Below are 12,142 nucleotides of genomic sequence, written 5' to 3'. Positions count from 1 at the left end.
CGCGGCTCACCCCGTACGACCGGCCGCCGTACGACCGGCCACCGCACGACAGCCGGGTCGCCTCCCGGCACACCACGGGAGGTCGTGACGGAACGTCACAAAGGCCGGTCGCGGAAGGCCGCCCGGACAGCGGGCATTTCCGCGCGAGCCGGTCCCCGGGCGCGCCACGCCACGGCGGCGGTGTGGGCCTCGGCACACTCCAGCCGCGCAGGTCAACGGTGAGTTGACGGGTGTTCGAGGGCCGTGGTGGACTGCCCGAGCCATGTACGGCGGCAGAAGAGGAAGCCGGTGCGAATCCGGCGCGGTCCCGCCACTGTCACCGGGGTAGTCATCCCCGGGAGCCAGGAACTCTCACCGCCGGTCTCGTCGAACCAGGGCGTGGACACCCTGAGTGAGGACATATCGCCATGCGCGGCTGCCGTTCGCGGTCCATCACCCCTGCCCCGCCCGCCCCCGCGGCCGGCTGAGCCCGATGCGTGCCGATCGCGTTCACGCGTACGGCGCCGCCGCCGGCCTCCTCGGTGACCTCCTGCTCGGCGACCCCCGCCGCGGGCACCCGGTCGCCGCGTTCGGCCGTGCCGCCGGTGCCGTGGAACGGCTGCTGTGGCGCGACCACCGCGGCTGGGGTGCCCTGCACACCGCCGTGTGCGTCGGCGGCACGGTCGCCCTGGGCGCCGCCGCCACCCGTGCCGCACGCCCCTCCCCCACCGCCTCCTTCGCGCTGACCGCAGCCGCCACCTGGGCCGTCGTCGGCGGCACCTCGCTCGCCCGGGAGGCACGGGCCGTCGGCCGGTCCCTGGAACAGGGCGACCTGGCGGCCGCGCGCGCCCGGCTGCCCCATCTGTGCGGCCGCGACCCGCAGGCACTGGACGCCGACCAGATCGCCCGCGCGGTCGTGGAGTCGGTCGCCGAGAACACCTCCGACGCGGTCGTGGGCGCGCTGGTGTGGGGCACCCTCGGCGGAGTACCGGGACTGCTCGGCTTCCGCGCGGTCAACACCCTCGACGCGATGGTCGGCCACCGGTCGGCGCGCCATCTGCGCTACGGCTGGGCCTCCGCCCGGCTGGACGACCTCGCGGGCTGGCCCGGCGCACGGCTCACCGCCGTACTCGCCGCCGCCGCGGGACCCGACCCGCGCGGTGCCGTACGCGCCTGGCGGGCCGACGCGGCGAAGCACCCGAGCCCCAACGCCGGTCCCGTGGAGGCGTCCTTCGCGGGCGCCCTCGGCGTACGGCTCGGCGGAACCCTGTCCTACGGCGGCCGGGTCGAGCACCGGCCCGTGCTCAACGGGGCGACGGGACGGGACGTCGCCGCGACCGACATCGACCGGGCGGTACGGCTCTCCCGCCGGGTCGGCTGGCTCGCGCTCGGCGTGGGAGTCGCCGCGCGCCTGGTTGTGAAGGGGCGGAAGAGATGAGCGGGGGTCTCCTCGTCGCGGGCACCACCTCCGACGCGGGCAAGAGCGTCGTCACCGCCGGTATCTGCCGGTGGCTGGTGCGCCAGGGCGTGAAGGTGGCGCCGTTCAAGGCGCAGAACATGTCCCTCAACTCGTTCGTGACACGCGAGGGCGCCGAGATCGGCCGGGCGCAGGCCATGCAGGCGCAGGCCTGCCGGGTCGAGCCGACCGTGCAGATGAACCCGGTGCTGCTCAAGCCCGGCGGCGACCGCAGCAGCCAGGTCGTGCTGATGGGCAAGCCGGTCGGCGAACTCAGCGCCCGCGGCTACCACGGCGGCCGGCAGGAGCAGTTGCTCGGCACGGTCCTGGACTGTCTGGCCGAGTTGCGGGGCACGTATGACGCGGTGATCTGTGAGGGGGCGGGCAGTCCGGCCGAGATCAACCTGCGCCGGACCGACATCGTGAACATGGGGATCGCACGCAACGCGCGCCTCCCCGTCCTCGTCGTCGGCGACATCGACCGCGGCGGCGTCTTCGCCTCCTTCTTCGGGACGGTGGCGCTGCTCTCGCCCGAGGACCAGGCACTGGTCGCCGGGTTCCTCGTCAACAAGTTCCGCGGGGACGTCTCCCTGCTGGAGCCCGGCCTCGACATGCTGCACGGCCTCACCGGGCGGCGGACGTACGGCGTACTGCCGTTCCGGCACGGGCTCGGCATCGACGAGGAGGACGGCCTGCGGGTCTCCCTGCGCGGTGCCGTCCGGGAGTCGCGGGTGGCCGCGCCCGTCGGCGAGGACGTGCTGCGGGTCGCCGTGTGCGCGATCCCGCTGATGTCCAACTTCACGGACGTGGACGCGCTCGCCGCCGAACCCGGCGTCGTGGTGCGGTTCGTGGACCGGCCCGAGGAACTGGCCGACGCCGACCTGGTCGTCGTCCCCGGCACCCGGGGCACGGTCAAGGCACTGCGCTGGCTGCGCGAACGGGGGCTCGCGGACGCCCTGGTGAGAAGGGCCTCGGAGGGCCGGCCCGTCCTCGGCGTCTGCGGCGGCTTCCAGATCCTCGGCGAGCACATCGAGGACGACGTCGAGAGCCGCGAGGGGCACGTCGAGGGCCTCGGCGTCCTGCCCGTGCGGGTGCGGTTCGCCCGCGAGAAGACCCTCACCCGGCCGGTGGGGGAAGCCCTCGGCGAGCCGGTCGAGGGCTACGAGATCCATCACGGGGTGGCCGAGGTCCACGGCGGCGCAACGTTCATCTCCGATGACGAAGGACACAGCCTCGACGGCTGCCGGGTGGGCCCGGTCTGGGGCACGCACTGGCACGGCTCCCTGGAGTCGGACGGCTTCCGGCGCGCCTTCCTGCGCGAGGTCGCCGCCGCCGCGGGCCGCCGCTTCGTCCCCGCACCCGACACATCCTTCGCCGCGCTGCGCGAGGAGCAGCTCGACCGGCTCGGCGACCTCATCGAACAGCACGCGGACACGGACGCGCTGTGGCGGCTCATCGAGTCCGGCGCGCCGCAAGGACTGCCTTTCATCCCACCGGGAGCGCCCGCATGAGCACAGTGTTGTTGTTGTCGACCGCCGACACGGATCTGCTGGCGGCCCGCGCCTCGGGCGCGCCCTACCGGATCGGCAACCCGACCCGCGTCGACGTCTCCGAGGAGCTGCCCGGCCTGATCGAGGGCGCGCGGATCGCCGTCGTACGGCTGCTCGGCGGCAAGCGGGCCTGGGAGGACGGGCTCGCCGCGCTGAAGGCCTCCGGCATCCCCACCGTGCTCCTCGGCGGCGAGACCGTGCCGGACGCGGAGCTGATGGCCGAGTCGAGCGTCCCGGCCGGTGTGGTCGCCGAGGCCCTCAAGTACCTCGTCGAGGGCGGCCCCGGGAACCTGACCGAGCTGGCCCGCTTCCTCTCCGACACCGTGCTGCTGACCGGTGAAGGGTTCGCCGCGCCGCGGAAGATGCCCGAGTACGGCGTCCACGGCGAGCGTGCCCGCACCGAGGGCCGCCCGACGGTCGGCGTGCTCTTCTACCGCGCCCACGAACTGAGCGGCAACACCGCCTTCGTGGACACCCTGTGCGACGCGATCGAGGCGCGGGGCGCCAACGCCCTTCCCGTGTACTGCGGTTCGCTGCGCGGGGCGGACCCGGAGCTGTACGAGATCCTCGCGCGGGCCGACGCCCTCGTCGCCACCGTCCTCGCCGCGGGCGGCACGCACGCCTCGCAGGCCTCCGCAGGCGGCGACGAGGAGGCCTGGGACATCGGCGCCCTCGCCGACCTCGACGTGCCCGTGCTGCAAGGGCTCTGTCTGACCTCCTCGCACGCCGCGTGGGACGAGTCGGACGCCGCGCTGTCCCCGATGGACGCGGCGATGCAGGTGGCCATCCCGGAGTTCGACGGGCGGCTGATCACCGTCCCGTTCTCCTTCAAGGAACAGGGCCCCGACGAGGTCCCGGTGTACGTCGCCGACCCCGAGCGGGCCGCACGGGTGGCCGGGATCGCCGTACGACACGCGGAGTTGAAGCACAAGCCGAACGCCGAGAAACGCCTCGCGCTGGTCTTCACCGCGTACCCGACGAAGCACTCGCGCGTCGGCAACGCCGTCGGTCTGGACACGCCCGCGTCGGCGGTACGGGTGCTGGACGCGCTGCGCGACGCCGGATACGTCGTCGAGGGACACCCCGACCAGGGCGACGAACTGATCCACCGGCTCATCGACGCCGGTGGCCACGACGTCGAATGGCTCACCGAGGAACAGCTCGCCACCGCGCCCGCGCGGGTGCCTCTGGCGGACTACCGGGCCTGGTTCGAGAAGCTGGACCCGTCGCTGCGGGACGCCATGCTGGAGGCGTGGGGCGAGCCGCCGGGCTCGTTGTACGTCGACGGCGACGACATCGTCCTCGCCTCCCTGCGGTTCGGGAACGTCGTCGTGATGATCCAGCCGCCGCGCGGCTTCGGCGAGAACCCGATCGCGATCTACCACGACCCCGACATGCCGCCCTCCCACCACTACATGGCGGCCTACCGCTGGCTGGACAACAGCTTCGGCGCGGACGCGATCGTGCACATGGGCAAGCACGGCACGATGGAGTGGCTGCCCGGCAAGGGCCTCGGTCTGAGCGGCGGCTGCGCCCCGGACGCCGTGCTCGGCGACCTGCCGCTGATCTACCCCTTCATCGTCAACGACCCCGGCGAGGGCACCCAGGCCAAGCGGCGCGGGCACGCCACCGTCGTCGACCACCTCGTGCCGCCGATGGCACGCGCCGACACCTACGGCGACCTCGCCAAGCTGGAGCAGCTCCTCGACGAGTACGCCCTGGTCAGCGATCTCGACCCGACGAAGGCCCCGGCCGTGCGGGCGCAGATCTGGACGCTGGTGAAGGCCGCCGAGCTGCACCACGACCTGCACGTCGACGAGCAGCCGGACGAGGACGACTTCGACGAGTTCGTCATGCACATCGACGGCTACCTCTGCGAGATCAAGGACGTCCAGATCCGTGACGGTCTGCACATCCTGGGCGGCGGTCCGGTCGGCGAGGCACGGGTGAACCTCGTGCTCGCCGTGCTGCGCGCCTCGCAGGTGTGGGGCGGCAGGGCGAACGCGCTGCCGGGTCTGCGGGCCTCGCTGGCCGCCCACTTCGGGCTGGTCGAGAAGGATCTGCTGGCCGAGCCGGGCGCCCCGGTGAAGGTGCCGGTGGAGCTGACGGACCTGGTCCAGGGCCCCGCGCGGACCGCGTCCGACGCGATCGACCTGCTGGAGCAGCTGTGCCGGCGGATCGCCGAGGGCATGGAGGCACGGGACTGGGCGGTCGAGGCCGGCCCGGAGCTGGTGCGCGAGGTCCTCGGCACCGGACTCCCCGACGCCGTCGCGGTGCTGGAGTTCGCGAGCACCGAGGTCGTGCCGCGCCTCGCCCGCACGACGGACGAGATCGGCCACATCCTGAAGGCCCTGGACGGCGGTTACGTCCCGGCGGGCCCGTCCGGCTCCCCCACGCGCGGTCTGGTCAACGTCCTGCCGACCGGCCGCAACTTCTACTCCGTCGACCCCAAGGCGATCCCCTCACGGCTGAGCTGGGAGGTCGGGCAGTCGCTGGCGGACTCTCTGGTGCAGCGGTACCTGGCCGACAACGGGGAGTACCCGAAGTCCGTCGGCCTGACGGTCTGGGGCACCTCCGCGATGCGCACCCAGGGCGACGACATCGCCGAGATCCTGGCGCTGCTGGGCTGCCGCCCGGTCTGGGACGACGCGTCGAGGCGGGTCACGGGCTTCGAGATCGTCCCGCTCGCCGAGCTGGGCCGGCCCCGCATCGACGTCACCGTCCGTATCTCCGGCTTCTTCCGGGACGCGTTCCCGCACGTGGTCGGGCTGCTCGACGACGCGGTACGGGCGGTGGCCGAGCTGGACGAACCGGCCGACGCGAACTTCGTGAAGGCCCACGCCGACGAGGACACGGCCGAGCACGGCGACCACCGCCGCGCCACCGCCCGGATCTTCGGCTCCAAGCCGGGCGCCTACGGCGCGGGTCTGCTGCCGCTGATCGACGCCCGCAACTGGCGCTCCGACGCGGACCTCGCCGAGGTGTACGCGGTGTGGGGCGGCTACGCCTACGGCCGCGGGCTGAACGGGCGGGCGGCACGCGGCGACATGGAGACGGCGTTCCGCCGGATCGCGGTGGCGGCGAAGAACGTCGACACGCGCGAGCACGATATTCACGACGCGGACGATTACTTCCAGTACCACGGCGGCATGGTCGCGATGGTGCGGCATCTGACGGGGGCGAACCCCGAGGCGTACGTCGGTGACTCCGCCACCCCGGACCAGGTGAAGACCCGCACGCTGGGCGAGGAGACACACCGCGTCTTCCGGGCCCGGGTGGTCAACCCGCGCTGGATGGCGGCCATGCGCCGCCACGGCTACAAGGGCGCCTTCGAGATGGCCGCGACGGTCGACTACCTCTTCGGGTACGACGCGACAGCGGGCGTGGTCGACGACTGGATGTACGAGAAGCTCTCCGCCGAGTACGTCTTCGACCCGGAGAACCGGGACTTCATGAAGCAGTCCAACCCGTGGGCCCTGCGCGGCATCACCGAACGGCTCCTGGAGGCCGCCGAGCGCGGTCTGTGGGCGGAGCCGGAAGCGGACACCCTGGAGCGGCTGCGGGCCACGTACCTGGAGCTGGAAGGCGACCTGGAGGGCGACCAGTGACCACTCCCTTTCCGTTCACGGCCGTCGTCGGCCAGGACGATCTGCGCCTCGCGCTGCTGCTGAACGCCGTGTCGCCCGCGGTCGGCGGGGTGCTGGTGCGCGGCGAGAAGGGTACGGCCAAGAGCACGGCCGTGCGGGCGCTTTCGGCGCTGCTGCCCGAGGTGCCGGTCGTCGCCGGGTGCCGCTTCTCGTGCGATCCGGCGAAGCCCGACCCCGGCTGCCCGGACGGGCCGCACGAGGCGGGCAACGGCACCGGGCGGCCCGCGCGCATGGTCGAACTGCCCGTCGGCGCCTCCGAGGACCGGCTGGTCGGCGCGCTCGACATCGAGCGGGCGCTCGCCGAGGGCGTGAAGGCTTTCGAGCCGGGCCTGTTGGCCGACGCCCACCGCGGCATCCTCTACGTCGACGAGGTCAACCTGCTGCACGACCACCTGGTCGATCTGCTGCTGGACGCGGCCGCGATGGGCGCCTCGTACGTCGAGCGCGAGGGTGTCTCCGTACGGCACGCGGCCCGGTTCCTGCTGGTCGGCACCATGAATCCCGAGGAGGGCGAGCTGCGGCCGCAGCTGCTCGACCGCTTCGGGCTCACCGTCGAGGTCGCCGCCTCGCGCGAGCCCGAGCAGCGGGTGGAGGTCGTCCGGCGGCGGCTGGCGTACGACGACGACCCGGCCGGTTTCACGGCGCGCTGGGCCGGCGAGGAGGCCGCCGTACGGCAGCGGATCGTCGCGGCACGGGAGTTGCTGCCGCAGGTGCGGCTGGGCGACGCGGCGCTGCGGCAGATCGCGGCGACCTGCGCGGCGTTCGAGGTGGACGGCATGCGGGCCGACATCGTGATGGCCCGCACGGCGACCGCGCTGGCCGCCTGGGCCGGGCGCACCGACGTACTCGCCGAGGACGTGCGGCAAGCGGCACTGCTCGCGCTGCCTCATCGTCGCCGCAGGGCGCCCTTCGACGCGCCCGGTCTCGACGAGGACAAGCTCGACGAGACGCTGGAGGAGTTCTCGGGTGAGTCGCCCGAGGACGATCCGGACCCGGACGGCCCCGGTGGCGGGGGTGGCGGACAGCCGTCCCCGGAGTCCGGGCCGCAGGGCGGGGACACCGCCGCGCGGCCCGAGGCCGGGGAGGACGGTGAGCCGCAGGCCTCGGGGGCCGGCGAGCAGTCGCCCGTACGGGCCGCCGAGCCGTTCCGGACGAAGGTGCTGAGCGTGCCCGGGATCGGCCAGGGTGCCGCCGGGCGGCGCTCGCGGGCGCGGACCGAGCACGGGCGCACGACCGGGGCGCGGCGGCCGCGCGGGACGCTGACGAAGCTGCATCTGGCGGCGACCGTGCAGGCGGCGGCCCCGCATCAGCGGGCGCGCGGGCGGTCGGGGCCGGGGCTGGTGGTGCGGCGGGACGATCTGCGGCAGGCCGTGCGGGAGGGGCGCGAGGGCAACCTCGTCCTGTTCGTGGTCGACGCCTCCGGGTCGATGGCTGCGCGGCAGCGGATGGGTGCGGTCAAGGGTGCCGTGCTGTCGCTGCTGCTCGACGCGTATCAGCGGCGGGACAAGGTGGGGCTGGTGACCTTCCGGGGTGCGGCCGCCGAGGTGGCGCTGCCGCCGACCTCGTCCGTGGACGCGGCGGCCGCGCGGCTGGAGTCGCTGCCGACCGGTGGGCGTACGCCGCTGGCGGCCGGGCTGCTGAAGGCGCACGAGGTGCTGCGGGTGGAGCGGCTGCGGGACGCGGCGCGGCGGGCGCTGGTGGTCGTGGTGACCGACGGCCGGGCCACGGGCGGGCCGGAGCCGCTGCTGCTGGCGTCGAGGGCGGCCGGGCTGTTCGCGGCCGGCGAGGTGGCCTCGGTGGTCGTGGACTGCGAGTCCGGGCCGGTGCGCCTCGGGCTCGCCGGGAAGCTCGCGGGTGAGCTGGGCGGGACCGCGGTGACGCTGGACGAGCTGCGGGCGGACAGCATCGCCGGACTGGTGAAGGACGTACAGAGGAGGGCCGCGTAATGCCTCAGGGACAGCCGAGTGTGGTGCCGGACGACGGTCTGACGACCCGGCAGCGGCGCAACCGGCCGCTGGTCGTCGTGCACACCGGGGTCGGGAAGGGGAAGTCGACCGCCGCTTTCGGGCTCGCGCTGCGGGCCTGGAACCAGGGGTGGCCGATCGGGGTGTTCCAGTTCGTCAAGTCGGCGAAGTGGAAGGTCGGCGAGGAGAACGCGCTGCGGGTCCTCGGCGCCTCCGGCGAGGGCGGCTCCGTCGACTGGCACAAGATGGGCGAGGGCTGGTCCTGGGTCCAGCGCGACGCGCAGATGGACAACGAGGAGAAGGCCCGGGAGGGCTGGGAGCAGGTCAAGCGGGACCTGGCCGCCGAGACGTACCGGCTGTACGTGCTGGACGAGTTCGCGTACCCGATGCACTGGGGGTGGGTCGACACCGACGAGGTGGTCTCCGTGCTGCGCGAGCGGCCCGGCACCCAGCATGTGGTGATCACGGGGCGGAACGCGCCGGAGAAGCTGGTGGAGTTCGCGGATCTCGTCACCGACATGTCCAAGGTCAAGCACCCGATGGACGTCGGGCAGAAGGGCCAGAAGGGCATCGAGTGGTGACCTCTTCCGTCCCTCGGCTGGTCATTGCCGCGCCCTCCTCGGGCAGCGGCAAGACCACCGTCGCCACGGGGCTGATGGCCGCGTTCGCCGCGCGGGGGCTCGCCGTGTCCCCGCACAAGGTCGGGCCGGACTACATCGACCCCGGGTACCACGCGCTCGCGACCGGGCGTGTGGGGCGGAATCTCGACGCGTACCTGTGCGGGACCGGGCTGATCGCCCCGTTGTTCCTGCACGGGTCGCGGGGGTGTGACATCGCCGTCGTCGAGGGTGTGATGGGGCTGTTCGACGGGGCCGCCGGGGAGGGGGAGCTCGCCTCCACCGCGCAGGTCGCGAAGCTGCTGCGGGCGCCGGTGGTGCTGGTCGTGGACGCGTCGTCGCAGTCGCGGTCGGTGGCGGCCCTGGTGCACGGGTTCACGACCTGGGATCCGGAGGTGCGGGTCGCGGGGGTGATCCTGAACAAGGTCGGCTCCGAGCGGCACGAGGTGTTGCTGCGGGAGGCGTTGGAGTCGGTCGGGGTGCCGGTGTTCGGGGTGCTGCGGCGGGTGCCCCAGGTGGATACGCCGTCGCGGCATCTGGGGCTGGTGCCGGTTGCCGAGCGGGGGGCTGCCGCGGTGGAGGCGGTGGCGGCGATGGGGTCTCAGGTCGCTGACTCGTGCGACCTGGAGGGGCTTCTCGCGCTGGCGCGCGGTGCCGGGGCGTTGTCGGGTGCGGCGTTCGATGTGGCCGGGGCTGTGGTTTCCTCGCCCCCGCCGCCCCTTCCCGTCCCGACCCCGGGGGCTGCCGCCCCCGGACCCCCGCTTCGGCCTGGAGGGCCTCGTCCTCAAGCGCCGGACGGGCTGAAAGGTGGCGCGGACGGGCTCGGGAAAGTGAGAGTCGCCGTCGCTGGTGGGGCCGCGTTCACGTTTTCCTACGCCGAGCACAGCGAGCTCCTCGCCGCCGCCGGGGCCGAGGTCGTCGTGTTCGATCCGTTGCGGGACGAGGGGCTTCCGGAGGGGACTCGGGGGCTGGTGATCGGGGGCGGGTTTCCGGAGGTGTACGCGGCCGAGCTGTCGGCCAACGAGCCGTTGCGGAAGGCCGTCGCCGAGTTCGCTCTCGGCGGGGCACCCGTGGCGGCGGAGTGTGCAGGGCTGCTGTATCTGTGCCGGGAGCTGGACGGGCGGCCCATGTGCGGGGTGCTCGACGCCACGGCGCGGATGAGCGAACGGCTCACTCTGGGCTACCGGGACGCCGTGGCCGTGTCGGACAGTGTGCTGGCGGGTGCCGGGACGCGGATGCGGGGGCACGAGTTCCATCGCACGGTCGTCGAGCCGGGCGCCGGGGCGGCTCCCGCCTGGGGGGTGCGCGCCCCTGAGCGGCGCGTCGAGGGTTTCGTGCAACAAGGTGTGCACGCGAGTTATCTGCACACGCACTGGGCCGCCGAGCCCGGTGTCGCCCGTCGGTTCGTCGAGAGGTGCCGGACGTCATGAGCAGGCTGATCGGAGTCGGGGTGGGCCCGGGCGACCCGGAGCTGGTGACGGTCAAGGGGGTCAACGCGCTGCGGGCCGCCGATGTGGTCGTCGTGCCGGTGATGGCCGCGCCCGACGGCAAGGACGGCGGCGAGCCCGGCCGGGCCGAGGCCACCGTGCTGCACTACGTGTCCGCGGACAACGTCGTGCGGGTCGTCTTCGCGCTGAACGAGCGCAGCGACCGGGCGCGCCGGGAGGCCGCCTGGGACACGGCGGGCGGCAGGGTGGCCGCGTTGCTGCGGGAGCACGGGACGGTCGCCTTCGCCACCATCGGCGATCCGAACGTGTACTCGACGTTCACCTATCTCGCGCAGACCATCGGGGAGCTGGTGCCCGGGGTCGTGGTGGAGACGGTGCCCGGGATCACCGCCATGCAGGACCTCGCGTCCCGTTCCGGCGCCGTGCTGACCGAGGGCACCGAGCCGCTGACGCTGGTGCCGGTGACCGCGGGGTCGCGGGTGCTGAAGGAGGCGCTGGCCGGGCCGGGCACGGTCGTCGCGTACAAGTTCGGGCGGCAGGCCGCCGAGGTCGCCGAGGCGCTGCGGGAGAGCGGCCGGCTGGAGGACGCCGTGTGGGGCGCTTCGCTGGGGCTGCCGGAGGAGACCGTCCGTCCGGCGGCGGGGCTCGGTGACGAGCCGCTGCCCTATCTGTCGACGCTGATCGCGCCCCCGCGGCGGGACGGCGGACGGGGCGGCAAGCTGTGAGACCCACCCCCACGGGCGCCGTGTCACTCGGCGAGGCCCACCACCGCCCAGATGAACCCCGCGCCCGCGACCGTGCACAGCAGTGTCGAGCGGGCCGGGTGGGTGTGGTGCGCCTCGGGCAGGATCTCGGCGGCGGCGAGATAGAGCAGCGCGCCGCCGAAGAAGCCGAGATAGCCGCCGAGGACCGGTTCCGGGATGCTCACGAACGCGGCGCAGGCCGCGCCCACGACCGGGGCGGCCGCGTCCGCGACGAGCATCGCCACCGCCCTGCGGCGGTCGTTGCCGTACAGGGTCGTCAGGGTGAAGGTGTTGAAGCCGTCCGCGAAGTCGTGGGCCACGACCGCCAGGGCGACGGACGCGCCCATGCCGCCGCCGATCTGGAAGGCGGCGCCGATCGCCACGCCGTCCATCGCGCTGTGCAGCACCATCGCGGCGGCGGCCGTCAGGCCCACCTCGGGTGTGCGGTGTCCGTCCTCGGCGCCGCCGTGGGCGGCCTTGCGGGCGGCCAGCAGACGTTCCACCGAATGGGCGAACAGGAAACCCGCCACGAACAGCAGCAGGGCGGCGGGTACGCCGAACACCTCGTCGCCCGCGGCCCGCAGGGACTCGGGCAGCAGGTCGAGGCCCACCACGCCCAGCATCAAGCCGCCCGCCAGGCCGAGCACCAGGTGACGGCGGTCGGTGACCCGGCCCGCCGTCCAGCCGCCGGCCAGCGTCATCAGGAACGCGCCGAGCGCGACAAGGACCGCCATGGCC

The 12,142-nt window shown here is 73.7% G+C and carries 8 protein-coding genes and 1 riboswitch; of the genes, 7 read left to right on the top strand and 1 reads right to left on the bottom strand.

All coding sequences use genetic code 11. From position 1 onward, the window contains the following. The first annotated feature begins 229 nt into the window (after positions 1-229). Positions 230-372: riboswitch (cobalamin riboswitch) on the top strand. 100 nt (positions 373-472) lie between these two features. The 7 genes from ACFYR0_RS31065 to cobI are packed head-to-tail and all read left to right on the top strand — an operon-like array spanning position 473 to position 11,386. After that, the gene (locus tag ACFYR0_RS31065) at positions 473-1,417 is read left to right on the top strand and encodes a cobalamin biosynthesis protein (protein ID WP_389335446.1); all 945 of its coding nucleotides are present in this window, start codon (positions 473-475) and stop codon (positions 1,415-1,417) included. Continuing rightward, positions 1,414-2,946 carry a cobyric acid synthase gene (locus tag ACFYR0_RS31060; RefSeq protein ID WP_389335443.1) on the top strand — a complete coding sequence of 511 codons (1,533 nt, stop codon included), beginning with the start codon at positions 1,414-1,416 and terminating at the stop codon, positions 2,944-2,946. The genes ACFYR0_RS31065 and ACFYR0_RS31060 overlap by 4 nt, the downstream gene beginning before the upstream one ends. Further along, positions 2,943-6,593 carry a cobaltochelatase subunit CobN gene (gene cobN / locus ACFYR0_RS31055; protein WP_389335440.1) on the top strand — a complete coding sequence of 1,217 codons (3,651 nt, stop codon included), beginning with the start codon at positions 2,943-2,945 and terminating at the stop codon, positions 6,591-6,593. The genes ACFYR0_RS31060 and cobN overlap by 4 nt, the downstream gene beginning before the upstream one ends. Beyond that, positions 6,590-8,578 (top strand): putative cobaltochelatase, encoded by a 1,989-nt coding sequence (locus ACFYR0_RS31050; RefSeq protein WP_389335437.1) that lies wholly within the window; start codon positions 6,590-6,592, stop codon positions 8,576-8,578. Before cobN ends, ACFYR0_RS31050 begins: the two co-directional genes overlap by 4 nt. Then, positions 8,578-9,177, top strand: a complete 600-nt coding sequence (cobO, locus tag ACFYR0_RS31045; protein WP_389335434.1) for a cob(I)yrinic acid a,c-diamide adenosyltransferase — start codon at positions 8,578-8,580, stop codon at positions 9,175-9,177. Before ACFYR0_RS31050 ends, cobO begins: the two co-directional genes overlap by 1 nt. Continuing rightward, positions 9,174-10,643: a cobyrinate a,c-diamide synthase gene (locus ACFYR0_RS31040; RefSeq protein ID WP_389335431.1), complete on the top strand. Its 1,470-nt coding sequence runs from the start codon at positions 9,174-9,176 to the stop codon at positions 10,641-10,643. The genes cobO and ACFYR0_RS31040 overlap by 4 nt, the downstream gene beginning before the upstream one ends. Continuing rightward, positions 10,640-11,386 (top strand): precorrin-2 C(20)-methyltransferase, encoded by a 747-nt coding sequence (gene cobI, locus ACFYR0_RS31035; protein ID WP_389335428.1) that lies wholly within the window; start codon positions 10,640-10,642, stop codon positions 11,384-11,386. Before ACFYR0_RS31040 ends, cobI begins: the two co-directional genes overlap by 4 nt. Before the next feature lie 23 nt (positions 11,387-11,409). Here the strand turns inward: cobI and ACFYR0_RS31030 are convergent, their stop codons facing one another. Beyond that, entirely contained in the window at positions 11,410-12,138 is a 729-nt protein-coding gene (locus tag ACFYR0_RS31030) for a ZIP family metal transporter (protein ID WP_389335425.1), read from the bottom strand. Between the last annotated feature and the right edge of the window lie 4 nt (positions 12,139-12,142).

Source organism: Streptomyces sp. NPDC005017 (assembly GCF_042873115.1).
Classification (GTDB): domain Bacteria; phylum Actinomycetota; class Actinomycetes; order Streptomycetales; family Streptomycetaceae; genus Streptomyces.
The sequence above is the reverse complement of the archived record's forward strand: the minus strand, read 5'-3'. Positions and strand labels throughout refer to the sequence as shown.

Bases quoted from the DNA above. Each gene is read 5' to 3' on its own strand.
- ACFYR0_RS31060 (WP_389335443.1), top strand. From the start codon at position 1,414: ATGAGCGGGGGTCTCCTCGTCGCGGGCACCACCTCCGACGCGGGCAAG.
- cobN (WP_389335440.1), top strand. From the start codon at position 2,943: ATGAGCACAGTGTTGTTGTTGTCGACCGCCGACACGGATCTGCTGGCG.
- ACFYR0_RS31065 (WP_389335446.1), top strand. From the start codon at position 473: ATGCGTGCCGATCGCGTTCACGCGTACGGCGCCGCCGCCGGCCTCCTC.
- cobO (WP_389335434.1), top strand. From the start codon at position 8,578: ATGCCTCAGGGACAGCCGAGTGTGGTGCCGGACGACGGTCTGACGACC.
- cobI (WP_389335428.1), top strand. From the start codon at position 10,640: ATGAGCAGGCTGATCGGAGTCGGGGTGGGCCCGGGCGACCCGGAGCTG.
- ACFYR0_RS31030 (WP_389335425.1), bottom strand. From the start codon at position 12,138: ATGGCGGTCCTTGTCGCGCTCGGCGCGTTCCTGATGACGCTGGCCGGC.